At 68.2% G+C, this 23,052-nt stretch carries 18 protein-coding genes; 10 read left to right on the forward strand and 8 right to left on the reverse strand.

The features are described from left to right. A partial coding sequence (locus tag M8009_RS15035; RefSeq protein WP_250062655.1) for a hypothetical protein occupies nt 1–212 on the forward strand: 212 nt, incomplete at its 5' end. Nucleotides 213–480: 268 nt separating this feature from the next. On the opposite strand, the gene M8009_RS15040 is transcribed toward M8009_RS15035, so the two are convergent. From M8009_RS15040 to M8009_RS15055, 4 genes are read right to left on the reverse strand one after another with little or no spacing between them, the layout of a single operon-like run. Next, nucleotides 481–3,324 carry an FAD-binding and (Fe-S)-binding domain-containing protein gene (locus M8009_RS15040; protein WP_250062657.1) on the reverse strand — a complete coding sequence of 948 codons (2,844 nt, stop codon included), beginning with the start codon at nt 3,322–3,324 and terminating at the stop codon, nt 481–483. Next, nucleotides 3,324–4,001 (reverse strand): LutC/YkgG family protein, encoded by a 678-nt coding sequence (locus M8009_RS15045; protein ID WP_250062659.1) that lies wholly within the window; start codon nt 3,999–4,001, stop codon nt 3,324–3,326. Before M8009_RS15045 ends, M8009_RS15040 begins: the two co-directional genes overlap by 1 nt. Next, complete coding sequence (locus tag M8009_RS15050) at nt 4,001–5,455, reverse strand: LutB/LldF family L-lactate oxidation iron-sulfur protein (RefSeq protein WP_250062661.1); 1,455 nt, start codon at nt 5,453–5,455, stop codon at nt 4,001–4,003. Before M8009_RS15050 ends, M8009_RS15045 begins: the two co-directional genes overlap by 1 nt. Then, nucleotides 5,452–6,207, reverse strand: coding sequence for a (Fe-S)-binding protein (locus tag M8009_RS15055; protein ID WP_250062663.1), 756 nt, complete (start codon nt 6,205–6,207; stop codon nt 5,452–5,454). Before M8009_RS15055 ends, M8009_RS15050 begins: the two co-directional genes overlap by 4 nt. A 332-nt stretch (nt 6,208–6,539) precedes the next feature. Between M8009_RS15055 and M8009_RS15060 the strand changes: the two genes are divergently transcribed. The 3 genes from M8009_RS15060 to M8009_RS15070 are packed head-to-tail and all read left to right on the forward strand — an operon-like array spanning nt 6,540 to nt 10,607. Then, entirely contained in the window at nt 6,540–7,313 is a 774-nt protein-coding gene (locus tag M8009_RS15060; RefSeq protein ID WP_250062665.1) for a GntR family transcriptional regulator, read from the forward strand. A 14-nt stretch (nt 7,314–7,327) separates the two neighbouring features. Then, a complete protein-coding gene (locus tag M8009_RS15065) occupies nt 7,328–9,232 on the forward strand; it encodes a sensor histidine kinase (RefSeq protein WP_430886921.1) in 1,905 nt (634 codons plus the stop codon). After that, nucleotides 9,225–10,607, forward strand: coding sequence for a sigma-54-dependent transcriptional regulator (locus M8009_RS15070; RefSeq protein ID WP_250062669.1), 1,383 nt, complete (start codon nt 9,225–9,227; stop codon nt 10,605–10,607). The genes M8009_RS15065 and M8009_RS15070 overlap by 8 nt, the downstream gene beginning before the upstream one ends. Here the strand turns inward: M8009_RS15070 and M8009_RS15075 are convergent. The 3 genes from M8009_RS15075 to M8009_RS15085 form a co-directional block, all read right to left on the reverse strand. Further along, a complete protein-coding gene (locus M8009_RS15075; RefSeq protein ID WP_250062671.1) occupies nt 10,583–11,254 on the reverse strand; it encodes a metal-dependent hydrolase in 672 nt (223 codons plus the stop codon). The two genes, M8009_RS15070 and M8009_RS15075, sit on opposite strands and share 25 nt — an antisense overlap. 87 nt (nt 11,255–11,341) lie before the next feature. Further along, complete coding sequence (locus M8009_RS15080) at nt 11,342–11,884, reverse strand: gamma carbonic anhydrase family protein (RefSeq protein WP_250062673.1); 543 nt, start codon at nt 11,882–11,884, stop codon at nt 11,342–11,344. 30 nt (nt 11,885–11,914) lie between these two features. After that, on the reverse strand, nt 11,915–13,255 hold the full coding sequence (locus M8009_RS15085) for a sodium-dependent transporter (RefSeq protein ID WP_250062675.1): 1,341 nt from the start codon (nt 13,253–13,255) through the stop codon (nt 11,915–11,917). 104 nt (nt 13,256–13,359) lie between these two features. Here M8009_RS15085 and prlC point away from each other — a divergent pair, with 104 nt between their 5' ends. The 5 genes from prlC (at nt 13,360) to M8009_RS15110 (ending at nt 21,024) form a co-directional block, all read left to right on the forward strand. Then, nucleotides 13,360–15,408, forward strand: coding sequence for an oligopeptidase A (prlC, locus tag M8009_RS15090; protein WP_250062677.1), 2,049 nt, complete (start codon nt 13,360–13,362; stop codon nt 15,406–15,408). Between the two features lie 54 nt (nt 15,409–15,462). After that, entirely contained in the window at nt 15,463–15,708 is a 246-nt protein-coding gene (locus M8009_RS15095; protein ID WP_250062679.1) for a YheV family putative zinc ribbon protein, read from the forward strand. A gap of 5 nt (nt 15,709–15,713) precedes the next feature. Continuing rightward, nucleotides 15,714–17,432, forward strand: coding sequence for a Na/Pi cotransporter family protein (locus M8009_RS15100; protein ID WP_250062680.1), 1,719 nt, complete (start codon nt 15,714–15,716; stop codon nt 17,430–17,432). Nucleotides 17,433–17,738: 306 nt separating this feature from the next. After that, nucleotides 17,739–18,728 carry a TAXI family TRAP transporter solute-binding subunit gene (locus M8009_RS15105; protein WP_250062683.1) on the forward strand — a complete coding sequence of 330 codons (990 nt, stop codon included), beginning with the start codon at nt 17,739–17,741 and terminating at the stop codon, nt 18,726–18,728. 97 nt (nt 18,729–18,825) lie between these two features. Beyond that, a complete protein-coding gene (locus M8009_RS15110) occupies nt 18,826–21,024 on the forward strand; it encodes a TRAP transporter permease (RefSeq protein ID WP_250062685.1) in 2,199 nt (732 codons plus the stop codon). 96 nt (nt 21,025–21,120) lie between these two features. On the opposite strand, the gene metF is transcribed toward M8009_RS15110, so the two are convergent. Continuing rightward, entirely contained in the window at nt 21,121–21,969 is an 849-nt protein-coding gene (gene metF, locus M8009_RS15115) for a methylenetetrahydrofolate reductase [NAD(P)H] (protein ID WP_250062687.1), read from the reverse strand. A gap of 140 nt (nt 21,970–22,109) precedes the next feature. On the opposite strand from metF, the gene M8009_RS15120 reads away from it, so the two are divergent. Further along, nucleotides 22,110–23,045, forward strand: coding sequence for an AEC family transporter (locus M8009_RS15120; RefSeq protein WP_250062689.1), 936 nt, complete (start codon nt 22,110–22,112; stop codon nt 23,043–23,045). Nucleotides 23,046–23,052 lie beyond the last annotated feature (7 nt).

Raw genomic sequence — 23,052 nt, forward strand, 5'->3', positions numbered from 1 at the left:
AAGGTTCAAACGTCTCATTTGACGAGTCGCTTGCCTTGAATGTTGCAGTGACTGGTCACCAACATCCCGACAAGCGCCCACATGAATTACCTGATCGATTGTTAAAGAGCGGCTCCGATCTCGATGAAGGGAGCGTCTCGCTTGCTGGCGTGGCCGGCTCTAGCGAGCGGCGGCCTCGTCAGCGCCCTGCGAGGAAGGCGTATTCTACGTGATCGGCTGTCCGTGTCAACCCTGCGAGGCGCGCCGTGGCACCCTGCGGCTGATCGACAGGCCATCGAGATGGCGACCGATCGAGAAGCGGTATTTTACCGAACCGGGCGTTTCCGTCAAGCGGGAATTTCGTCAACTTGCTCGAAAAACCCAAACTGAAACAACCACTTCTGCCTCTCATCACCGCCTGCAACGTTGCCCGTCGCCGGCAGCGGATGCGTACTTTACGGATTCTCCCGACACCACGCAAGACCCGCGGGAAGAAAAATGTCAGGGCGCCCCGCTGGCCCGGTCGAGGAGCGAGAAGATCGAGCGATAGGGGATCTTGCCGTGCTGGCTCAGGCCGATCTCGCAGGTGCGCGAATTCGAGTAGCCGGCACTGCACTCCGCGACCTGCTCGGCCAGCCCGTCCAGCGCGGAGGCATTCAGCTCCGGGGTAGTGAAACCCTTGTCACCGGCAAAGCCGCAGCAGGTGATCTCCGCGGGCACCACCACCTCCCGGGCACAGGCCCGCGCCAGCCCGACGAACTTGTCGGCCAGCCCCATGCGGGTGCTCGAACAGGTAACGTGCACGGCGACCCGCTCGTCCAGCGGCGTGACGGCCAGCCGGGGCAGCAGGTGGTCATGGGCGAAGGCGACCGGCTCCAGCATCTCGAGCCGCTCATCCAGGTGTTCCTGCATCTGCAGCGTGCAGGGGCTGGTATCGCAGAGCACCGGATAGCGTCCGTTCTGGCTCGCGACCAGCAGTTCGCGGTTGAGTTCGCGCGCCTTGTGGTTGGCCTCGTCATACTGCCCCTTGGACTTGAAGGCCATGCCGCAGCAGAGGTGGCCGATCATCTCCGGGAGGATGACCTCGTAACCGGCCTTGTCGAGCAGCGCCAGGGTGATCTCCATCACCGAGCGTGCCTCGGTCTCGTCGTCATGGGCCGCGCCGAAGATGCGAGTGGCACAGGAGGGCAGGTAGACCACCTTATCCCTAGAGGCATCCCCCGACGGCGCCTGCTCCAGCACCCGGATCGGCGCCGACCTGGGCAGGGCCGGGCTCCACTGGGGCAAGCGCTCTCCGCTCAGCCGGCGCGCACCGGTACTCACCTTGCCCATCAGGTTGACGCCCAGCACGGCCCGCGCCGCGCCCGCCGCGGCCAGACCGCCCCGCGCCGCACGCGTTGCCCCGGAGAAGTGTCGGCCGATACGCCTGGCCAGGGAGGCCTTGTCGAGCGCCCGGTCGCGGCGCAGCTGACGCACCATTTCACCGGTATCGATGCCTACCGGACACTGGGTAGCGCAGAGCCCCGTGGCCGCACAGGTGTCGATGCCGTGGTAGACATAGGCCTTCTCGAGCTGTGCCATGCGTGCCCTGTCGGCATCGCTGGCCTGGTTCCCCAGCGCCTCGAGCCTGGCCAGCTCGCGCCGGATGACGATGCGCTGGCGTGGCGTCAGCGTCAGGTCAGTCGAGGGGCAGACCGCCTCGCAGAAGCCGCACTCGATGCACTTGTCGACGATCGCGTCGGCCGCCGGCAGGGGCTTGAGGTTCTCCAGGTGCAGCGTCGGGTTGCGGCTGAGGATCACCTCGGGGTTGAGCAGGTTACCGGGGTCGAAGAGCGCCTTGATCTCCCACATCAGCGCATAGGCCTCGGGTCCCCACTCCAGCTCCACGTAGGGCGCCATGTTGCGCCCGGTGCCATGCTCGGCCTTGAGCGAACCGCCATACTCCACGCCGACCAGCTGCGCCACCTCGTCCATCAGCGCCTGGTAGCGCTCCACCTCGCCGGGCTTCTCGAAGCCCTGGGGAAACACGAAATGCAGGTTCCCTTCCAGGGCGTGGCCGAAGAGGATGGCGTCCCGGTAGCCATGCCGATGGAAGATGTCGGTCAGCGCCAGCACGCCCTCGTCGAGACGCTCGATGGGAAAGGCCACGTCCTCGATGATCACCGTGGTGCCGGTCTCGCGCACCGCTCCCACGGCCGGGAAGAGCCCCTTGCGGATCTTCCAGTAGAGGGCATAGGTATCGGCGTGACGGGTGAAGGTGACCGGCTCCTGAGTCTGGATGCCCTCGAGAGTCGCCTGGACCGCCTGCATGCGCGCCTCGAGCTCGGCCTCGTCGTTGCCGCGCACGTCGACCAGCAGCGCCGCCGCCCCCTCGGGCAGCGTCCTCAGTACCGCGGGCATGCCCGGCTGGTCCTGCACCGAGCGCAGCGCGGCCCGGTCCATCAGCTCCACGGCGGAGACCGGCGCCCGCTTGAGGGCGATGGTCGCGCGGCAGGTGGTGCCCATGTCGGGGAAGAAGGCCAGCGCCGCGGCCTTCAGGGGCTCGTCGACCACGGTGTCGTAGGTGATGGTGCTGATGAACCCCAGGGTGCCCTCGGAGCCGATCATCAGGTGCTTGAGGATCTCGATGCCATCGCTGAAGTCGACCAGGCTGTTGAGGGCGTAGCCGGTGGTGTTCTTGAGCCGGTACTTGTGGCGGATCTTCTCCGCCAGCGCGGCGTTGCCCTGCGTCTGGGCAGCGAGCCTTTCCAGGCCGGCCAGCAGCTCCCCATGGGAGGCCCGGAAGGCGGCGACGCTATCGGCATCCGCCGTGTCGAGCAGGCTGCCGTCGGCCAGGATCACCCGGATGTCGCGCACCGTGCGATAGCTGTTCTGGGCGGTGCCGCAGCACATCCCCGAGGCATTGTTGGCGGCGATGCCGCCGACCATGCAGCTGGCGATCGAGGCCGGGTCGGGGCCGATCTTGCGACCGAAGGGGGCCAGCAGCTGGTTGGCTCGGGCCCCGATGACCCCGGGCTGAAGGCGGATCGCCTGGCCCTCGTCGAGGATCGCATGGTCCCGCCAGCCGCGGCCGAACTGGATCAGCACCGAGTCGGTCACCGCCTGGCCGGACAGCGAGGTGCCGGCGGCGCGAAAGGTCACCGGCAACTCGCGCTCGCGGCACTCCGCCAGGGTGTGCTGCAGCTCCGCCTCGCTCTCGGGGCGCACCACCAGCCGCGGTATCAGCCGATAGAAGCTGGCGTCGGTGCCGTAGGCCAGGGTGCGCAACGGGTCATCGATCAGCCGCTCGACGGGTATCGCCGCCGCCAGCGCCGCCTTGAGATCGCGCCATGTATCCGTGGCCATCAGGCTTGCTCCTCCGTGGCAGCAGGATGGCGCACCAGCACCACCAGCTCGCGGGGCCCATGGACGCCGTAGGCCAGGGTCTGCTCGATGTCGGCGGTCTTGCTGGGCCCGGAGATCAGCAGGGCGTTGGTGGGCATGCCGTCGGCCCAGCCATGCGCCTCGACGACATCGAACAAGGTGTCCTCGAGGGTATCGGCATCCAGCACCGCAACATGAATTGGCGGCACCAGGCTGATCAGGCGCGGCTCGTCGGGCGTCGGCCACAGCCACAGGCTGCCGGTCTCGGCGATGGCGCCGCGGGTCGAGGTCAGGCCGGCGTCGACCCGCTCGAACTGCTCGCGCTGCCACTGCTCGATATCGCGGTCGACGTCGACCAGCTCCATCTCGGCATCGGCCAGGGCGCGGCGCGCCTCGGCGGCCACCGGGTGTTCCTTGCCCAGCGCCAGCCGCCGCACGCCCTTGTCGGCGAGCACCCTGGCCAGCGCCTCGGTCCAGGTCTCCCGGGGGGTATGGACCACCTCGCCGTGCACCGAGGCGATCCAGCGCTCGAAGCGGGCCAGGCGCTCTTCCTGGCTCCAGCCGCGGTGGGTCACCACGGCGAAGTCGCTCTCGGGCGCGCTCAGGGGGCCGTCGGCCCGCTCGCGCAGGCGCTTGAGAATGGCGTCGCGAGCACGCATCAGCGCTCCTCCTCATGGGTCTTGTTCGCCTGATGGCGCTTGACCAGCGCATGCAGGGTGGTGCCGGCTGGCTTGGGGGCGGTGCGGTAGTCGGTCCAGGCGCCCAGCTTGGCAGGCATCAGCGCCTTGAGCTTGCCGGCCACCGAGGTGCCGGCGCGCCAGGCCGAGGGGTGGGTCGCCAGCCACTGGAAGCCCTTCCAGGCCGCGGCCTCCTTGCGGGTGCGCTTGACGCCGGCGCCGGGCACGTTGCCGCGCCCCTCGCCCACCGATTCACGGCGCAGCCTTACCAGCAGGTCGGGAATCGGGATCTTCACCGGGCAGACCTCGCCGCAGGCGCCGCACAGGCTCGATGCCGTGGGCAGGTCCTTGGTGTCCTCCAATCCCATCAGGTGCGGCGACAGGATGCTGCCGATCGGCCCCGGGTAGGTGGTGCCGTAGGTGTGCCCGCCCACCCGCGTATAGACGGGGCAGTGGTTCATGCAGGCGCCGCAGCGGATGCAGCGCAGGGTGTCGAGCAGCTCGTCGTCCTGGTAGATGCGGGAGCGGCCGCTGTCCACCAGCACCAGGTGCACCTCCTTCGGTCCGTCATGCTCCCCTTCCTTGCGCGGCGAGCTGATCATGTTGAAGTAGGTGGTGACGTGCTGGCCGGTGGCCGAGCGGGTCAGCAGGGCATAGAGAGGCGGCACGTCGCGCAGGTGCTCGACAACCTTCTCGATGCCGGTCACGGCAACGTGCACCGGCGGCACCGTGGTGGTCATGCGGCCGTTGCCCTCGTTCTCCACCAGGCACAGGGTGCCGGTCTCGGCCACCGCGAAGTTGACCCCGGAGACCCCCACGTCGGCGGCCATGAAGCGCTCGCGAAGCTGGGCACGGGCCGCCGCGGTCATATAGTCGACGTCGCGGGTGCGCTCGGTGCCGGTCTTGTCGTGCATGATCTCGGAGATCTCATCGGTATTGAGATGGATCGCCGGCATGATGATATGCGAGGGCGTCTGCTCGTTGAGCTGCACCAGGTATTCGCCGAGGTCGGATTCCAGTGCCTCGATGCCCGCCTCCTCCAGGTGAGCGTTGAGGTGCATCTCCTCGGAGACCATCGACTTGCCCTTGATCACCGACCTGGCGCCGTGGGCGTCGCAGATCTCGCGGATGATCCGGCAGGCCTGGTCGCCGTCCTCGGCCCAGTGCACCCGGATGCCGTTGGCCTCGCAGTTGGCCTCCAGCTGCTCGAGCAGGTCGGGCAGCTTGGCGAGCGCCCGCAGGCGGATATTGGCACCCAGCTCGCGCAGGGTCTCCAGCTCCCAGTCGCCGAAGCTGTCACGGCGCTTGGTCATCAGGCCATCCATCGCCTTGCGGAAGTTGGCGCGGATCTGCGGATTGCCCAGGGCATCGTGGGCCTGGCGATGGAACTCGCGGGGGCTGTATGTCTGAACACCGGGGGTCTGGACTGCGCTCATGAGGTCCTCCGCCACAGGTAGCTGGCGATATGTTCGCCCTTGACCGGCTTCTTCTGCTGCTCGAAGCGGCCGCCGATGTTCATCATGCAGCCGCAGTCGGAGGTCACGAAGCGCTGGGCGCCGGCCTCCGCGATGGCCGTGGTCTTGTCCTCCACCATGGCCGCGGAGACCTCGGGATGGCGCACGGCGAAGGTGCCGCCGAAGCCGCAGCACTCCGCGGCCCGCGCCTGTTCCACCAGCTCGACCTTGCCGAGCTGGGCCAGCAGGGCCGGGCCGGTCTCGGCCAGCCCCATCTCGCGCCGGGCGCTGCAGGAGGTGTGCATGGCGACCTTCTCCGGTGCGCCGCGATCCTCGAGCTTGAGGTGACAGACATGCACCAGGAACTCGGTCAGCTCATGGACTCGCCCCGCCACCTCATTGGCCTGCTCCTCGAGGTCGGTGTCGGCGAAAAGCTGGGGGTAGTGGGTGCGCATCATGCCGCCGCAGGAGCCGGAAGGCACCACGATCGGCCAGGGCTCGGGGAAGAGGCCGAGCTGGGCCGCCGCCACCGCGCGGGCCTCCTGCTGGTAGCCCGAGGTGTAGGCCGGCTGCCCGCAGCAGGTCTGGTCCTCGGGAAAGAGCACCTCGATGCCCTCCCGCTCGAGCAGGCGGATACCGTCCAGTCCGGCTTCCGGATAGAAGAGGTCGACGAGGCAGGTCCCGAAGAAGTAGACCTTCTCCGGCTTCGGCGGATAGAGCTTGACTGGCGTCATGGGCAGGATCCTGGACAGCGCGGGGGCACGGCAGCGTTGCGCTGAAGTCGTTGATTCGGACTACGGTAAATTGGTAAGACCAATTGACATGAAAACGTTGCCGCACATTAGGAGGCGGAGCCTGCAGTGTCAAACGCGCGCCGCCCGCTTCCCAGCCCCGCCTGCCTATACTTTAGTCTATCGCCTTCAACGCTTCTCCCAACACCTTGATGTAGCTGAACAAATTCGAGTGGCCCGGAACGGCGGCAACGAGTCGTCGACGCGGTGTTTGGTAATACCAATTTGATGGCGATACCATGCCGACTTTCGCCACGTGTTCCGGAGCCGCCACCATGGCCTATCAACCCGTCCGACAGCCTCGTCTCGCCGATGTCATCACCGAGCGCCTCGAGGCGCTGATCCTCGAGGGTAGCCTGAAGCCCGGCCAGCGCCTGCCGCCGGAGCGCGAGCTGGCCGAGCGGTTCGGCGTCTCGCGCCCCTCGCTGCGCGAGGCCATCCAGAAGCTGTCGGCCCGCGGCCTGCTGACCAGCCGCCAGGGGGGCGGCACCTTCATAAGCGAGGAGCTCAACAGCGGCTACAGCGACCCGCTGCTGGAGATGCTCTCCCGCCACGGGGAGTTCCACCTCGACCTGCTCGAGTTCCGCGACGCCATGGAGGGCATCTCCGCCTATTATGCGGCCCTGCGCTCCACGCCCACCGACAAGGCGCTGCTGATCAAGCGCTTCGAGGAGCTGGAGGCCTGCTTCAAGGGGCGCGACCCGGCGCTCGAGGCCCGCGCCGACGCGGCCTTCCACATGGCCATCGCCGAATCGGCCCACAACGTGCTGTTGCTGCATACCATCCGCGGCATCTTCCACCTGCTGGAGAAGAGCATCGTCGACAACCTGGCCCACCTGTTCGAGAAGCCCGAGTCGCGCCCGCTGCTGATGAAGCAGCACCGCGCCCTGCTCGATGCCATCCTCGAGGGTCGGGCCGAGGACGCCCGCACCCGCGCCCACGAGCACCTGGTCTTCGTGGAAGAGGGGCTGCTCGAGGTCGAGCGCGCCGAGACCCGGGCCCAGCGCGCCCTGCGCCGCGCCCAGGTCATGCCGGCGACCTCCCGCTGAGGCCGGCCATGCCGATGCCCTCCCGCCGTCGGGCCCGCCAGCTGCTCTGGCTGCTGATGCCCCTCGGGCTGGTGCTCGCCATGTGGCAGGCCGCCCTGCTGGCCCGCGACCAGGCCCTGCAGGGTCTGCGCCAGGACGCCCAGAACGAGCTGCGCCTCTCGGCGGCGAGCCTGGTCGGCCACCTCTCTCGCCACGACTATCTGCCCGCCCTGCTCGCCTCGCGGGAGATGGTCAGGCGCTTCCTGGCCTCCCCGCAGAGCCAGGACCCCATGCCGCTCAACCGACTGCTGGACCGCTTCCGCGCCACCGCCGGCGTCTCCGACATCTACCTGATCGACCGCCACGGCGACACCCTGGCCGCCAGCAACTGGCACCGCCCCAACACCTTCATCGGCCAGAACTACGCCTTTCGCAGCTACTTCCAGGATGCCATCGCCGGCCACGCCGGGCGCTTCTATGGCCTGGGCGTGCAGTCCCGGGAGCGCGGCTACTACTTCTCGGCCCCGGTGTGGCTCGACGACACCGAACCGAATGCCAGCCCCGATGGCGTCATGGTGGTGAAGGTGCTGCTCGATACCCTGGAGGCGAGCTGGGCCGAGCAGGATGCCGAGCTCTTGGTCACCGATACGGACGACATCATCTTCATGGCCAGCCGTCCGGAGCTGCGCATGCGGGCCCTGCAGCCGCTCTCCGGCGACGAGCGGGAGGCGCTGCTGGACACCCGCCGCTATGCCGATGAGCCGCTGGCCCCCGCCGGCATCGAGATCACCGGCACCCCGGGCGAGCACAGCCAGCGTGTCGGCTTCCGGCGAGGCCCGCTGGCCGGCGACGACTACCTGGGCCTGTCGCGCCCCATGCCGGCGTTCGGCTGGGAGATGCATATCCTCAAGTCGCTGGCGCCGGTGGTCCAGGCGCAGTGGCTCGCCGCGCTGCTGGCCGGCGGCCTCTACGGCGTGGTGGTCCTGGCCGGCGGCGTCGGCTGGCAGCGCCTGCGGCTGCGCCGCGAGCGTGAGCAGTTCGCCGAGCGGGAGCGGCGTACCCTGGCCCGGGCAAGGGACGAGCTGGAACGCAATGTGCAGCGCCGCACCCGCGACCTGGTCGAGACCAACCGGCGCCTCTCCGGCGAGATCGAGGAGCGTCGCCGCGCCGAGGAGCGGCTGCGCCAGACCCGCGACGAACTGGTCCAGGCCGCCAAGCTCGCCGTGCTCGGCCAGCTCGCCGCCGGCATCAACCACGAGCTCAACCAGCCGCTGGCGGCGATTCGCGCCTATGCCGAGAATGCCGCCGCATTCCTGGCCCGCAGCCGCAGCGAGGCGGCGAGCAGCAACCTGGCGCAGATCATCGAGCTCACCGACCGCATGGCCGAGATCAGTGCCCAGCTGCGCCAGTTCTCGCGCAAGAGCGGCGACCGGCCCACCAGTGTCTCGGTCCCCGCCTGCTTCGGCTACGCCCTGCGGCTCTTCCAGTCGCGGCTGCGCGACGCCGGGGTCGTGGTCGAACGCGACTGGCCCGGGGAGGAGGCCTGGGTGCGCGCCGACCTGGTGCGCCTGGAGCAGGTGCTGGTCAACCTGATCGGCAATGCCCTCCAGGCCATGGCCCGGACCGAGACGCCGCGACTATGGCTGAGCATCGAGCCCCACGGCGAGGAGGTAAGCATCCGGGTCATCGACAACGGCCCCGGCATCGCCGAGGCGCACCTGGGACGGATCTTCGAGCCCTTCTTCACCACCAAGTCGCCGGGCAGCGGTCTGGGCCTGGGGCTGTCGATTTCGGCGCGCATCATCGATGACCTGGGCGGCCGACTGGCCGCGGACAACGCGCCTGGCGGCGGTGCCCGCTTCACCATTACCCTGCCCCGCGACCCCGGTCCCGAGGCGACCGGCGACACCAGGCCCGAGGAGCACGACACCCATGCATGAGCCGGCGACCCTTCCGGTGATGATCATCGACGACGAGGCGCACCTGCGCATCACCGCCGGCCAGACCCTGGAGCTGGCGGGCTACGAGCCCCGCGCCTTCGAGAGCGCCGAGGCCGCCCTGGCGGCCCTGACGCCGGACTTCCCCGGGGTGATCGTCAGCGACATCCGCATGCCCGGCATGGACGGCATGGCCCTGCTGCGCGAGGTGCGCGGCCGCGACCCCGACCTGCCGGTGATCCTGATCACCGGCCATGGCGACATCTCCACCGCCGTGGAGGCGATGCGCGAGGGTGCCTGGGACTTCCTGGAGAAGCCGTTCGCCGGCGAGCGCCTGGTGGAGATGGTGCGCCGCGGCGTGGAGAAGCGTCGCCTGAGCCTCGAGAACCGTGAGCTCAAGGCCGAGCTCGAGGCCCAGCAGTCGGCGCCGGGACCGCGGCTGGTGGGGCGCACCCCGGCCATCCAGCGCCTCGCCTCCATGGTCCAGCGCATCAGCCAGGTGGAGACCGACGTGCTGCTGTTCGGCGAGACCGGGGCCGGCAAGGACCTGGTGGCACGGGCGATCCACGAGCGCAGCCCCCGCGGCGGTCACCCCTTCGTGGCCATCAACTGCGGCGCCGTCCCCGAGAGCATCATCGAGTCGGAGCTGTTCGGCCACGAGAAGGGCGCCTTCACCGGGGCCGTGGAGCGGCGCATCGGCAAGTTCGAGCATGCCCAGGGCGGCACGGTGTTCCTCGACGAGATCGAGTCGATGCCGCTGTCGCTGCAGGTCAAGCTGCTGCGGGTGCTGCAGGAGCGCTCCATCGAGCGGCTGGGCGCCAACGTGCCGGTGCCCCTGGACCTGCGCGTGATCGCCGCCACCAAGGTCGACCTCAAGGCCGCCGCCGAGGCGGGACGCTTCCGCGAGGACCTCTACTACCGGCTCGAGGTGGTCACCCTGCCGATCCCCCCGCTGCGCGAGCGGCGCGAGGACATCCCGCTGCTCTTCCAGCACTTCGCCGTGGTCGCCGCCAACCGCAGCGGCCTGGAGGCACCGCCGCTGGATGCCGCCGGCATCTCGGCGCTGCTCGCCCACGACTGGCCGGGCAACGTGCGCGAACTGCGCAACCTGGCCGAACGCTACGTGCTGCTGGGCGCCACCTGCGACCACCGCCTGGATGCCCTGCTCGAGGGGGTGGACAGCGACAGCGGCGACCTGGCCCTGCCCCAGCAGGTGGAGCTGTTCGAGAAGAGCCTGATCGACCAGGCCCTGGCCCGCCACCGCGGCCGCGTCTCCGATGCCTGTGAGCAGCTCGGCCTGCCGCGCAAGACCCTCTACGACAAGCTTCGCAAGTACGGCCTCAAGGCCGAGGACTACCGCCAGAGCGAGGCCCCGTGACGCAGCAGCTCGCGCAGCGCCGGCCAGGGGGGCAGCCAGGGTATCAGCGCGGCGGCGAGCGCCAGCATGAGCACCGAGTTGCCCGGCTGGCGATAGTCGAACAGCTTGAACGCCGTCCCGAAGGAGCGCTTGATACGCGTCCCGACCAGGTCGACGCTGTAGAGCTCATCGAGCAGCAGGTGGATCAGCGTACCCAGCACCAGCGCCAGCCCCTGGGCCCAGGCCATCCAGGCGTCCTGCGAGAGCCACTGGTAACTGGCCACCGTGGTCGCCAGCCCGCACAGCAGCGAGGCCAGCAGCGAATGCCAGATACCACGATGCACCGAGAAGCGCTTGAACACGGCACTCAGCACATAGCGCACGCCAACATACAGGCCGCCACAGGCGATGATGAGCCCCCCCGGGCCGAGCCACCCCTGCAACAGCAGGGCGCCCACCACCACCGACAGCACGGCGAACAGGGTGAAGATCAGGCGGATGGCATGGGAGTTGTCGGCATCGACATCCGGCAGAATGCCGCCGAACGCGGTCAGGATGGCCAGGGAGGCGGCGTCGGGGGCGGATAGCGGGGTGGCCTGCCAGCCGCCCAGAGCAAGCAGCGCGCCACCGGCAACCGCGACGCCGAGGTGAGTACGAAAGTCGGCCATGTGCAGAGACTCGAAAATACTGGATGAAAAACCAGATTATGCGCAGCATGGCCAGAAAAAACAATCAGTTGCCAATCGGCGACAGGCTCAGCCGACCAGGTATTCGTCCTTGAGCCTGACGTAGTTGCCGGCGGTATAGGGGAAGAAGGCCCGCTCCTGCTCCTTGAGCGGGCGCAGCGCCTTGGCCGGGTTGCCGGCATAGACATGGCCGCTCTCCAGGCGCTTGCCGGGCGTCACCACGGCGCCGGCGGCGATGATCACCTCGTCCTCGACCACGGCACCATCCATGACGATGGCGCCCATGCCCACCAGGATGCGGTTGCCCAGGGTGGCGCCGTGGAGGATCGCCTTGTGGCCGATGGTCACCTCCTCGCCGATGGTCAGCGGGTAGCCGTCGGGGTTGAAGTCGCTGGCATGGGTGATGTGCAGCACGCTGCCGTCCTGCACGCTGGTGCGCGCACCGATGCGGATGCGGTGCATGTCGCCGCGGATCACCGCCATGGGCCACACCGAGCAGTCGTCGCCCAGCACCACGTCACCCAGCACCATGCAGGCCGGGTCGATGTAGACCCGCGCGCCCAATTGCGGCTCGAGGCCCTTCCAGGGTCGCAGACTCGTTGCCTCGCTCATTGCTCACCTCTTCTTGTCAGGTCAGGCGTCTCAGATCAGTCCGGCCAACAATACTACCAGCGTCAGCGGGATCGACACCCAGCGCACCAGGGCGCGCCAGGCACGAAAGCCGTTGGGACCCGCATCCAGCGCCCGCAGGGTGGTCTCCTCGGGCATCACCCAGGCGGCGAAGATGGCGATCAGCAGCCCGCCCAGCGGCAGGAAGATCTCCGGCGGAATGGTGCTGACCAGCTCGAAGGGGTTCATGCCGAACAGCACCCGGGTCTCGGCCAGGCTCGAGAAGGAGAGTACCGAGAGCATCCCCAGCCCCCAGACCGCCAGCCCCACCACGGCCGCGGCGGCCCCCCGACGCAGGCCCCAGCCCTGCAGGGTGGCGACCATGGGCTCGGCCAGGTTGATGGAGGAGGTCCAGGTGGCCAGCAGCAGCAGCAGGAAGAACAGCGAGAGCCATAGCGGCCCGCCGGGCAGTTCGGCGAAGGCCACCGGCAGGGTGACGAACATCAGCCCCGGCCCCTCGCCGGGATCCATGCCCTGGGCGAACACCACCGAGAAGATGGCGATGCCCGCCAGCAGCGCCACCGTCACGTCCAGCACCGCCACCGAGACGGCGGCCCGGGGCAGGCTCTGGTGGTCGGGCATGTAGGCGCCATAGGCCATCAGCGCACATGCGCCCACCGCCAGGGTGAAGAAGGCGTGGCCCATGGCCTGCAACATCACCATGGGCGTCACCGCCGTGAGGTCGGGCAGGAACAGCCAGGCCAGTGCCGGGCCGAAGCCCTCGGTGGTGGCCGCATAGCCCGCCAGCACCAGCAGCAGCAGGTAGAGCATCGGCATCAGCAGGTTGTTGAGCTTCTCCAGGCCCTTGGCCACCCCGGCGGCGACCACCAGCATGGTCATCACCAGAAAGAGTGTATGGTTGAAGGTCATCCGCCCGGGGTCGGCGAGGAAGGCATCGAAGCCGGCGCCGATCTCCGCCGCGCTGCGCCCCACGAAGTCGCCATTGACCGCGGCCACCAGGAATTCGATGGACCAGCCCGAGACCACCGAGTAGAAGGAGAGGATGCAGAACACCGTGAAGGCGCCGAACAGGCCCAGAAGCCGCCAGTGGCGACTCGCCCCGGCCTGGCCGGCCAGGTGGCCCAGCGACTGCATGGGGCTGCGGCGCCCGGCGCGGCCGATCAGGATCTCGGCCATCATCACCGGCAGCCCCAGCAGCAGCACGAAGGCCACGTAGAGCAGCAGGAAGGCGGCACCGCCGTTCTCGCCGGTGATGTAGGGAAAGCGCCAGATGTTGCCCAGCCCCACTGCCGCCCCGGTCACCGCCAGGATGAAGGCGCGCCGCGTGCTCCAGCGCTCCAGCGTCTCGTTCATGGGCCCACTCCACGAGCTCGAAAAGGACGCAAGCCTAGCATATTGAAACCCGCCGCGGCCGCCCGCATCTAAGACCCACTCCCTAGCCCCGACCCGAGGTGTGCATGTCCCGCAATCCGCTGCTCGACCCCCACGAACTGCCCCCCTTCGATGCCATCCGGCCCGAGCACGTGGTACCGGCCATCGAGGCGCTGCTGGCGGAAAACCGCACGGCCATCGAGGCGCTGGTGGCGCGCGCCGACACGGCCGCCCCCAGCTGGGACAGCCTGGCCGCCCCGCTGGAAGCCCTAAACGACCGCCTGGCGCGGGCCTGGTCACCGGTCTCGCACCTCAACGGCACCATGAACAACCCCGAACTGCGCGAGGCCTATCAGGCCTGCCTGGCCAAGCTCTCCGACTACAGCACCTGGATCGGCCAGCACGAGGGGCTCTTCCGGGCCTGGCAGGCACTGCGTGACGGTCCCGCCTGGGAGACCCTCGACGATGGCCAGCGTCGCACAGTGGAAAATGCGCTGCGCGACTTCCGCCTGGCCGGCGTGGACCTGCCCGCCGAGAAGAAGCGGCGCTACGGGGAGATCAAGTCACGGCTCTCCGAGCTCTCCAACACCTTCTCCAACCAGCTGCTGGACGCCACCCAGGCCTGGCACCTGGACCTCGCCGACGCGACCCGCCTGGCCGGCCTGCCCGAGAGCGCCCTGGCCAGCCTGCGTGCCAATGCCGAGGCCAAGGGGCTGGCCGGCTACCGCATCACCCTGGACTTCCCCAGCTTCTTCCCGGTGATGACCTACGCCGAGGACCGCGAGCTGCGTCGCGAGATCTATACCGCCTTCGTCACCCGGGCCTCGGACCAGGGCCCCAACGCCGGCGAGTACGACAATGCCCCGGTGATGGAGGAGATCCTCGCGCTGCGCCACGAGCTGGCCGAGCTGCTGGGCTTCAGCGACTACGCCGACTACTCGCTCTCCACCAAGATGGCCGAGTCGCCCGACCAGGTGGTCACCTTCCTCGAGGACCTCGCGGCGCGCGCCGTCCCCCAGGCCCGCGAGGAGTATGCGGAGCTCTCGGCCTATGCCCGCGACGAGCTGGGCATGGAGTCTCTGGCGCCCTGGGACGTGGGCTTCGCCAGCGAGAAGCTGCGCGAGGCGCGCTACGCCATCTCCGATGAGCAGCTGCGCCCCTACTTCCCCGCCCCGCAGGTGGTCGACGGCCTGTTCCGGGTGGTCGAGCGCCTCTACGGCGTGACCTTCGCGGAGGACGAGACGGCCCCGCGCTACCACCCCGACGTGCGCTACTTCCGCATCCTCGAGCACGGCGCCCCCATCGCCGGTTTCTACCTCGACCTCTATGCCCGCGAGGGCAAGCGCGGCGGCGCCTGGATGGACGAGTGCCGGGTCCGCCGCCTGGAGGGCGACGCGGTGCAGCTGCCGGTGGCCTACCTGACCTGCAACTTCACCCGCCCGGTGGGAGACGCCCCGGCGCTGCTGACCCACGACGAGGTCACCACCCTCTTCCATGAGTTCGGCCACGGCCTGCACCACATGCTGACCCGCCAGACCGTCGCCGACATCTCCGGCATCAATGGCGTGGCCTGGGATGCGGTGGAGCTGCCCAGCCAGTTCATGGAGAACTTCTGCTGGGAGCGCGAGGGGCTCGACCTGATCGCCGCCCACGTGGAGACCGGCGAGCCGCTGCCCGAGGCACTCTTCGAGCGGCTGCTCGCGGCCAAGAACTTCCAGTCCGCCATGGGCATGGTGCGCCAGCTGGAGTTCTCGCTGTTCGACTTCCGCCTGCACCGCGAGCTCGCGGCGCCGAGCGCCGCCGACATCCAGGCGCTGCTCGACGCGGTGCGCGATGCCGTCGCCGTGGTCCCGCGGGCCGACTTCAACCGCTTCCAGAACGGCTTCGGCCACATCTTCGCCGGCGGCTATGCGGCGGGCTACTACAGCTACAAGTGGGCCGAGGTGCTCTCCGCGGATGCCTGGAGCGCCTTCGAGGAAGCCGGTATCTTCGACCCCGAGACCGGCCGTCGCTTCCGCACCGAGATCCTCGAACGCGGCGGCTCCCGTGACGCCGCCGAGCTGTTCCGCGCCTTCCGCGGCCGCGAGCCCAGCGTTGAGCCGCTGCTGCGCCACAGCGGCATCCGTGCCGCCTGAGCCCCTGACATCCATCGCCCCGGCCGCGCCGCCGGGGCCGCCACAGGAGACACCATGGCCGTCCAGAAACGCTTTATCGCCGGGGCCATCTGCCCGCGCTGCGCCGAGATGGACCGCATCCGCAGCTGGGAGCAGAACGGCATCCGCTATCGTGACTGCGTAAGCTGTGACTTCTTCGAGCAGCTGCCCATCGAGAACGAGGCCCTGCCCGAGCTCGAGACCCGGGTCAATCGCGAGCGCGAGGAGCAGACGCGCAGCGACCTGCAGACCGTGAAGATCCTCGACCCGAAAGGGCACTGAAACGCATGGGCCAGGGAGCGGCCACCGTCCTGCTGCCGCAGCGCCGCCTGCTCGAGCTGCTCGGGCTCGCGGCCGCGGCGGCGCTGCTGTTCGCGCGACTCGACCTGGCCACCCTGGCCGCCGGGCTGGGCCTCTTCCTGTGGGGCATGAGCCACCTGGAGGAAGGCATCAAGCGGCTCTCCGGCGGCACCCTGGACCGCTGGCTGCACGCCGCCACCCGCCGCACCTCACGGGCCATCGCCGTGGGCGCCCTGGCGACTGCGCTGGTCCAGTCCAGCTCGCTGGTCACCCTGCTGGCCATGTCCTTCGTCGGCGCCGGCCTGGTGGCCCTGCCCGCCGCCATTGCCCTGCTCTTCGGCGCCAACCTCGGCACCACCACCGGTGCCTGGCTGATCGCCGGCTTCGGCCTCAAGGCCGACCTCGCCCAGTATGCGATGCCGCTGCTGGCGCTGGGGCTGCTGGGCTCCCGGCTGCTGCAGGGCAGTCGTGCCGGCATCGCCGGCCTGCTGCTCGGCGTGGGCCTGCTGCTGCTGGGCATCGACTTCATGAAGCTGGGCTTCGAGACCTGGCAGGATGGTCTCTCCCTCGACGGCCTGGCCGGAGAGCACCTCTGGCACTGGCCGCTGCTGGTGCTCTTCGGCGTCATGGCCACCGTGGTCATGCAGTCCAGCCACGCCACCCTGCTGATCACCCTCACGGCACTGGCCTCCGGCCAGCTGCCCTACCTGCCGGCCCTGGCCATCGCCATCGGCGCCAACATCGGCACCACCGTGACCGCGGTGATCGGTGCCTTCGGCGCCAGCACGGCCGGCCGACGCCTGGCCGGGGCCCACGTGATCTTCAACCTGGTCACCGCGGCCGTGGCCCTGGCCCTGCTGCTGCCGCTGGCCGGGCTGGTAGACCGGCTCGCCGCGCTGCTGGGCCTGGCGGCCACCGCCTGGCCGCTCAAGCTGGCGCTCTTCCATACCCTCTTCAACGTTCTCGGCATCGTGCTGATGCTGCCCTGGATCCCGCGACTGGCCAGCGGCCTGGAACGGTTCCTCCCCGAGCCAGCAAGAGTTCCCCCGGCCCAGGCGCGCTACCTGGAGACCAACGCCCTGCAGCACGCCGATACGGCCCTCGCGGCGATCGAGCAGGAGTGCCGACGGCTCGACCGGCGCACCTACCACCTGCTCGCCGCGGCCATCCTGGTGCCCAGCGCCGAGGCGATCGGCCACCCGCCCGACCGGGCCGTGATCGAGGCCCCCATCGTTCCCGAGGAGTGGCCGCTGGTGAACGTGCGCTACCACGAGCAGATCAAGCCGCTGATGGCGGAGATCCTGGACTTCTACTCGCGCATCGACACGCCCCTCACCGCGGCCCAGGAGGCCCGCCTGGAGGCCCTCTATGCCCGCACCCTGCGCCTGGTCGAGGCGGTACGCTTCGGCGAGGTGCTGCAGCGCAGCCTGCTGCGCCATGCCGCGCCGGCGAGCCCCCTGCGCGAGGCCCACGACGACCTGCGCATGGCCCTCGCCGAAGGCCTCAACCGCCTGGCCAACGACCCGGACACCCGCGACATCGAGGCGCCCCTGGAGGATGTCCGTCGCCGCTGGCAGCACGAACTGGCCGAGCGGCTACGCCAACATCGCCTGGACCCCTGGCTCGCCTCCTCGCTGATGAACGACCTCCACCAGGCCAGCCGCCTGACGGCCGCCCTGACCTCGCCGCCCGACGCCGACGCCTGACGGCACCATTGCCGCGAGAGCCGTGCGGAAATCCGCACAGCCCGATCCCCGTCCCGTGCGGGATCCCGGCCCCACCTCGCCAGTGCCGCTTCGACCAAGGTCGAACAATATCTTCGCAATATCATGAAATACAAGGAATTCGACCAGACAGGCATGGCCATTGCTGTGTATTGGGCGTTGATGCCACCCCGGCCCGGTCCACGGCAGGTCCCGCCGCCGGTGACCATACTGGGTAACGGCATGCAGCCCCGGGGCACGACGGCCCGGGCAGATGACAAGAGCACAACCGCATACAGGAGACACGCCATGCGCAACGCAACCTCACGGATCCTCGCCGGCACCCTCGCCGGCTCCCTGCTGGTCGCCGCCTCGGCCTCGGCCCAGTCCGATCGCAGCGACTGGCCGGACAACTTCACCGTGGGTACCGCCAGCCAGGGCGGCACCTACTTCGTCTATGGTTCCGGCTGGGCTAACCTGGTGGCCAACGAACTGGGCATCTCCGGCGGTGGCGAGGTTACAGGCGGCCCGAACCAGAACCTGGCCCTGGTTCATACGGGGAATATCGCTCTTGGGTTGACCACCATGGGTCCGGCCGCCGAAGCCCTGGCCGGTCAAAGCCCGCTGGCGCCGGGCGTGCCGATGGACAATGTCTGTGCGCTCTTCCCGATGTATGAGACACCCTTCTCCATCACCGCCCTGGCCGGCAGCGGCATTACTTCGATCTCCGACATCCCGGAGGGCGCCCGTATCGGCTTCGGCCCGGCGGCCTCCACCTCCGATACCTACTTCCCGGCGATTCTCGAAGCACTGGGTGTCGACTTCGAGCGCCGTAATGGTGGCTGGACCGACCTCGGGGGTCAGTTGCAGGACGGCCTGCTCGACGTCATCGCCTTCGCTGCCGGCATTCCGATCCCGGCCGTCAGCCAACTGGAGGTCCAGACCGACGTCAACATCATCGAGTTCACCGAGGAAGAGCAGGCCCAGGTACTCGACGCCTTCCCGGTCGCCCCCTTCCAGATCCCGGCCAGCACCTACGAGACCCTCGAGGAGGATGCCCGTGCCGTTTCCATGTGGAACTTCACTATCGCCGGCTGTGATCTGCCGGAAAGCTTCATCTATGAAGTCACCAAGGTGAGCATGGAGAACAACGACCGCATGCAGGAAGTACACCGCAGCGCCGTCACATCCATCCCGGAAAATATCGACAAGAACACCGTGTTGCCCTTCCATCCGGGTGCGGTGCGCTGGTACGAGGAAAATGGCTACGAGATCCCTGAAGAGCGCAAGCTGAACTGATCGTCTCTCGAGCCTGATGCCTTGCCCCGCTCCCGGCCATAACGTCGAGACGGGGCATTTTCGACTCCTGCTATCCCACACTCGAAGGTGATATCCCATGAGCAACGCTCCCGATACCCGACCAGGGGAGTCCGAGGAGGCTACCGACAAGGTGCCCGACAGCATCGCCGAGGGTGTCGACGAAGAAGTCATCGAATCCAATCGGCGCCTCTTCACTGGCTGGCAGTGGGCACTCTTCGCCGGCCTGGCTATCGCCTACTCCGCTTTCCATCTGATATCGCTCAATGTCTATCCGATGGAAACCTGGTCATTTCGCATCGTGCATATCGCCGGTGCCCTGATTCTGGGTTTCGGCCTCTATGCCGGGTCCCGCTTCGCCGACGAAGGCCACGGCAAAGCCTCGCCGGTCTGGCTTACCTGGATCAGCTATGCCCTGCTGATACCCGCCCTCTACGCCCTGCTTCAAGTCTTCCTGATGCAGCAGCAAATCAGCAGCGGCGCCCTGCGCATCGAACCGCAAACCGAAACCTGGCACTTCGGCTACCCCCTGCTGCTGGCCACGGGCGGCGCTATCCTGCTCTCCTGGTGTTACCGTCAGGTGCGCAGTAAGCTCGCACCCAGCGACCTGGTACTGATGGTGTGTGCCATGGCCACGGCGGGCTACCTGATCCTGATTTACGGTACCCCGCTTCGGGCCTCAACCGGCACCTCCTTCGCGCCCGTGGGCATCTCCCTTGCAGCACTGGCCGGGTCGCTGTTGATCTTGGAGATGACCCGTCGCCTCACCGGATTGGCGTTGGTGGTGATCTCCGCCATCTTCCTGCTCTATGTCTTCTTCGGCCCCTATCTTCCCGGCTTCCTGGGCTATCCTGGCCTGTCGTTCAACCGGTTCTTCAGCCAGGTCTACACCGATGCCGGCATCCTCGGGCCGACGACCGCGGTCTCGTCCACCTACATCATCCTCTTCATCATCTTCGCGGCCTTCCTGCAGGCCTCCAAGGTCGGTGATTACTTCGTCAACTTCGCCTTCGCCTGCGCCGGTCGCGCCCGTGGCGGCCCGGCCAAGGTGGCGATCTTCGCCTCCGGCCTGATGGGCATGATCAACGGCACCAGCGCCGGCAATGTGGTCTCTACCGGCTCGCTGACCATCCCGCTGATGAAGAAGGTGGGCTATCCGAGCAAGAGCGCCGGCGCCATCGAGGCCGCGGCGTCGACCGGCGGGCAGATCATGCCGCCGATCATGGGCGCCGGCGCCTTCATCATGGCCGAAGTTACCGGCATTCCCTATACCGAGATCGCCGTAGCGGCGCTGATCCCGGCTATTCTCTACTTCGTGTCGGTCTACTGCATGGTCGACTTCGAGGCCGCCTACAAGGGCATGAGGGGCATGCGCAAGGACGAGATCCCGCTGTTCTCGAGACTGGTCAAGCAGGTCTATCTCTTTGCACCCATCATCATACTGATCGCGGCGCTGTTCATGGGCTATTCGGTGATCCGCGCCGGCACTCTGGCCACCGCCTCGGCCGCCGTGGTGAGCTGGATCTCCCCCAACAAGATGGGCATCCTGTCCATCCTGCGGGCCTTGCGGCTGGCCAGCACCATGGCGATTCAGATCATCGCCGTGTGTGCCTGTGCCGGCCTGATCGTCGGCGTGATCTCGCTGACCGGGGTCGGCGCGCGCTTCTCCTCGCTGCTGCTCGGGCTGGCGGGTGTCAGCCAGTTGCTGGCACTGTTCTTCGCCATGTGCATCTCGATACTGCTGGGCATGGGCATGCCCACCACGGCAGCCTATGCGGTGGCCGCCTCCGTGGTCGCGCCCGGCCTGATCAATATCGGCGTCCAGCCCCTGGTGGCGCACTTCTTCGTCTTCTATTTCGCCGTGGTCTCGGCGATCACCCCACCGGTAGCCCTGGCATCCTACGCGGCGGCAGGCATCTCCGGCGCCAACGCCATGGGAACCTCGGTGGCCTCGTTCAAGATCGGTCTGGCCGCCTTCATCGTGCCCTTCATGTTCTTCTATAGCCCGGCCATGCTGATGGAAGGCTCCTGGATGCAGATCCTGCGGGTCGGTGCCACCGCCACTTTGGGTATCGTGCTGCTGTCCGGCATGGTACAGGCCTGGTTCTTCGGGCCCATTAAGGTGTGGACAAGAGTTCTCATGCTGATCGGGGCGATATTCATGATCTATGGCGGTATCTATACCGATATTGCCGGTCTTGCCATCGCGGTGGCACTGTTCCTCATGCAGCGCAAGCTGTACCCCAAGGAGGACAAGGCGACGGCATCCTCAGGCTGAAACGATTTTTCCTTCACCAGCGATTGCACAGGAGCACAGAGGCCCCGCCATTGGCGGGGCCTCTGTCATGGCACCCTGGAAGTCCGAGCCTTCGCCTCAAGCCAAGATATTGTCGAGGATGCGCAGGCAGGGGGTCGACTGGTTCAGCGTATAGAAGTGCAGCCCGGGGGCCCCGCCGTCGAGCAGCCGCTGGCAGAGCCGCGACACCACCTCCTCGCCGAAGGCGCCGATGGCCTCGCTGTCGTCGCCATAGCTCTCCAGCTGCTTGCGGATCCAGCGCGGGATATCGGCGCCGCAGGCGTCCGAGAAGCGCGCCAGCTTGGTGTAGTTGGTGATCGGCATGATGCCGGGCACGATGGGAGCCTCGACGCCCAGCGCGCGCGCCCGGTCGACGAAGTGGAAGTAGGCCTCGGCGCTGAAGAAGTACTGGGTGATGGCGAGGTTGGCCCCGGCCTTCATCTTGCGGGCGAAGTTGGCCAGGTCCTGCTCGAGGTTCGCCGCCTGGGGATGGGACTCCGGGTAGGCGGCCACGGCGATCTCGAAATGGTCGCCGGTCTCCTCGCGAATGAACTCGACCAGCTCGTTGGCGTAGCGCAGCTGGCCTGTGCCACCCCCGCCCATGCCGGAGGGCATGTCACCGCGCAGGGCCACCAGGCTGTCGATGCCCTCCTCCCGGTAGCGCGCGAGCAGCTCGCGCAGCGCGCCCTTGTCGCTGCCGATGCAGGAGAGGTGCGGCGCGGTGGTGAAACCGGACTCGCGTACCATCCGCACCGTGTTCAGGGTGCGGTCCTGGGTGGAGCCGCCGGCGCCGTAGGTGACCGAGAAGAAGCGCGGCGCGCGGCCGGCCAGGGCGTCGCGGACGCCGACCAGCTTCTCCCGCCCGGCGTCGGTGTTGGGCGGGAAGAACTCGAAGCTGATCCCCAGCGGGTGTTCCTGCGTGCTCATCGGCTTACCTCATGAAAATGATGCATATTGCGGCTATTCTGACGGCTGGCCTGGCTGCCGACCAATGAAAGATACGCGACGCTGCATCAATCCTGTTCATGCAGAGGCGGTCCCACGGCCGCCATGACCCAGGGAAGGACATGACCCCGATCGACCCCGGCACCCTGATGGGCCCCCTCTGGACCCTGCTCGCCTATATTGGCCTGGGCTGGCTGGCCGCGCGCCGGCTGGCGGTGGACCCGCGCCCCGTCGCCACCCTGCTGATCTACCTGGTGGCGCCGCTGACCTTCTTCCGCGGCCTGGTCCAGGGCGGCCCCACGCCCGGCTACCTGCTGCTCACCGCGGCGCTGTTCGCGCTGGCCAGCCTGATCGCCGTGGTCGTCCACCAACTGGCGAGGCGCGGCTTCGCCCCCCAGGAGAGCGCCCTGCTGGCCTTCTCCTCCGGCACCGGCAACACCGGCTACTTCGGCCTGCCGGTGGCGCTGGTGCTGTTGCCGCCCCAGGGGGTGACGCTCTATCTCTTCTGCGTGCTGGGGGTGACCCTCTACGAGTTCACGGTGGGCTTCTACTTAAGCGCCCGAGGGCAGTTCTCGGTGCGCCAGAGCCTGGCCAAGATCGCCCGGCTGCCGCTGATCTATGCCTTCCTCGCCGCCCTGCTGGTGAGTGGCCTGGGGCTCGAGGTGCCGGATGCGGTGATGCAGGGTCTGGCCGCCTTCCCGGCGACCTATACCCTGCTCGGCATGATGATCATCGGCATGACCCTGGGGCGGGTCAGCGTACGGGAGTTCGATCTGCGCTTCATCGGCGCCTGCGTGGCGATCCGCTTTGGGCTCTGGCCGCTGCTGTCGCTGGCCGCGGTGCTGGGGCTGCAGGCCCTCTTCCCGCTGTCGGGGGAACTGGCCCTGGCGCTGCTTCTGATCGGCGTGGTGCCCATGGCCGCCAACGTGGTGGTGGTGGCCATGGAGCTCGGCATCGCCCCGGAGAAGGGCGCCCTGGCGGTGCTGATCACCACCCTGGCCGCGCCGCTGCTGATCCCGCTCTACCTGACGCTGATGATGCGCCTGACCGGGCTATAGCCGCGCT

The sequence above is a fragment of the Halomonas gemina genome, from assembly GCF_023554995.1.
GTDB lineage: Bacteria > Pseudomonadota > Gammaproteobacteria > Pseudomonadales > Halomonadaceae > Halomonas > Halomonas gemina.

Bases quoted from the DNA above. Each gene is read 5' to 3' on its own strand.
- M8009_RS15040 (WP_250062657.1), bottom strand. From the start codon at position 3,324: ATGGCCACGGATACATGGCGCGATCTCAAGGCGGCGCTGGCGGCGGCG.
- M8009_RS15045 (WP_250062659.1), bottom strand. From the start codon at position 4,001: ATGCGTGCTCGCGACGCCATTCTCAAGCGCCTGCGCGAGCGGGCCGAC.
- M8009_RS15050 (WP_250062661.1), bottom strand. From the start codon at position 5,455: ATGAGCGCAGTCCAGACCCCCGGTGTTCAGACATACAGCCCCCGCGAG.
- M8009_RS15055 (WP_250062663.1), bottom strand. From the start codon at position 6,207: ATGACGCCAGTCAAGCTCTATCCGCCGAAGCCGGAGAAGGTCTACTTC.
- M8009_RS15060 (WP_250062665.1), top strand. From the start codon at position 6,540: ATGGCCTATCAACCCGTCCGACAGCCTCGTCTCGCCGATGTCATCACC.
- M8009_RS15065 (WP_430886921.1), top strand. From the start codon at position 7,328: ATGCCCTCCCGCCGTCGGGCCCGCCAGCTGCTCTGGCTGCTGATGCCC.
- M8009_RS15070 (WP_250062669.1), top strand. From the start codon at position 9,225: ATGCATGAGCCGGCGACCCTTCCGGTGATGATCATCGACGACGAGGCG.
- M8009_RS15075 (WP_250062671.1), bottom strand. From the start codon at position 11,254: ATGGCCGACTTTCGTACTCACCTCGGCGTCGCGGTTGCCGGTGGCGCG.
- M8009_RS15080 (WP_250062673.1), bottom strand. From the start codon at position 11,884: ATGAGCGAGGCAACGAGTCTGCGACCCTGGAAGGGCCTCGAGCCGCAA.
- M8009_RS15085 (WP_250062675.1), bottom strand. From the start codon at position 13,255: ATGAACGAGACGCTGGAGCGCTGGAGCACGCGGCGCGCCTTCATCCTG.
- prlC (WP_250062677.1), top strand. From the start codon at position 13,360: ATGTCCCGCAATCCGCTGCTCGACCCCCACGAACTGCCCCCCTTCGAT.
- M8009_RS15095 (WP_250062679.1), top strand. From the start codon at position 15,463: ATGGCCGTCCAGAAACGCTTTATCGCCGGGGCCATCTGCCCGCGCTGC.
- M8009_RS15100 (WP_250062680.1), top strand. From the start codon at position 15,714: ATGGGCCAGGGAGCGGCCACCGTCCTGCTGCCGCAGCGCCGCCTGCTC.
- M8009_RS15105 (WP_250062683.1), top strand. From the start codon at position 17,739: ATGCGCAACGCAACCTCACGGATCCTCGCCGGCACCCTCGCCGGCTCC.
- M8009_RS15110 (WP_250062685.1), top strand. From the start codon at position 18,826: ATGAGCAACGCTCCCGATACCCGACCAGGGGAGTCCGAGGAGGCTACC.
- metF (WP_250062687.1), bottom strand. From the start codon at position 21,969: ATGAGCACGCAGGAACACCCGCTGGGGATCAGCTTCGAGTTCTTCCCG.
- M8009_RS15120 (WP_250062689.1), top strand. From the start codon at position 22,110: ATGACCCCGATCGACCCCGGCACCCTGATGGGCCCCCTCTGGACCCTG.